This is a genomic window from Oleiphilus sp. HI0043, from assembly GCF_001634935.1.
In genome coordinates, this window is sequence record NZ_LWEY01001539.1 from 1 (window position 1) to 971 (window position 971).

The 971-nt window shown below is 42.9% G+C and carries 1 protein-coding gene and 1 pseudogene; one reads left to right on the forward strand and one right to left on the reverse strand.

Annotation, left to right across the window (positions count from 1 at the left end; genetic code table 11):
- The coding region (locus A3729_RS23035; protein ID WP_197475996.1) for an efflux RND transporter periplasmic adaptor subunit at positions 1-647 on the reverse strand (647 nt) is incomplete at its 3' end.
- A gap of 134 nt (positions 648-781) precedes the next feature.
- Between A3729_RS23035 and A3729_RS34120 the strand changes: the two are divergent.
- Positions 782-971 (forward strand): annotated as a pseudogene (locus tag A3729_RS34120) (pseudouridylate synthase); the annotation flags it as partial.

Consider the following 971-nt stretch of genomic DNA (forward strand, 5'->3'; position numbering starts at 1 on the left):
GTAGAAACCAAGGTAGTCAGCACTGTGCTACCTGCAATGACCGAGCTCCCTTTTTTCACACGGGCATTAGAAACCTGGCCATCAAACTCAGCTTTTACGGTGGTGATTGCATCGAGGACTTTAGTTCGTTTCAAGTCTGCCTTCGCACTTTCTACTGCGGCAATAGCTTGAGTTAAGCGGGTGCGACTGTTATCGAGCTGCTCTTGAGAAATCGCGCTTTTCTTACGTAAACTTTCTGCTCGTTTTAAATCACGTTTAGATAATTCTATTTCCGCTACATTGCGTTTAACTTCCGCTTCCAGGCGCTGAACTTCTGCACGCACCGTTCGATAATCTACCTGAAATAGCAAGTCACCCTTCTTGACATAAGCTCCATCTTCAAAGCCTACCGATAGTATGTAACCAGAAGTGCGCGGCATGACGACAATACTGTCTGAAGCTTCTAGACGACCTGTATACTCCTTCCAGTCACTAACCTCGCCCTGTATTACCTCTGCAACGGTCACAGGAGGTGGCGGCATTGCGGCCATTGCTGCTTCAGGGTTTTCTTGATCTTTACCATTTTCACTACAAGCAACAACTGTTAAGCAAGTGACTATAACGACAAATAACCTGCTGATANCAAACCTTAAATTAAACGTACTCATTCGTTCTTCCATTACTTGTGTATTAATGTATTTGTTATAGAAACGGAGATACTACCAACTTCACCCAACGAATCCAGTACAGTGCTAGAATATGGCCTTTCAGAAAACTGATTTCTTTTTATAGAACAATCGTTATGCAAATGCCCGATACACAAGCTACTGAGCAATTATCCATTATCTTCCAAGATAAGTTCCTAATTGCTATACAAAAACCTGCAGGTTTACTGGTACACAAAAGTCCCATCGACAAGCATGAAACTAGCTATGCTATGAAAATATTGCGAAACCAGATTGATCAGTGGGTCTATCCGGTACACCGTTTGG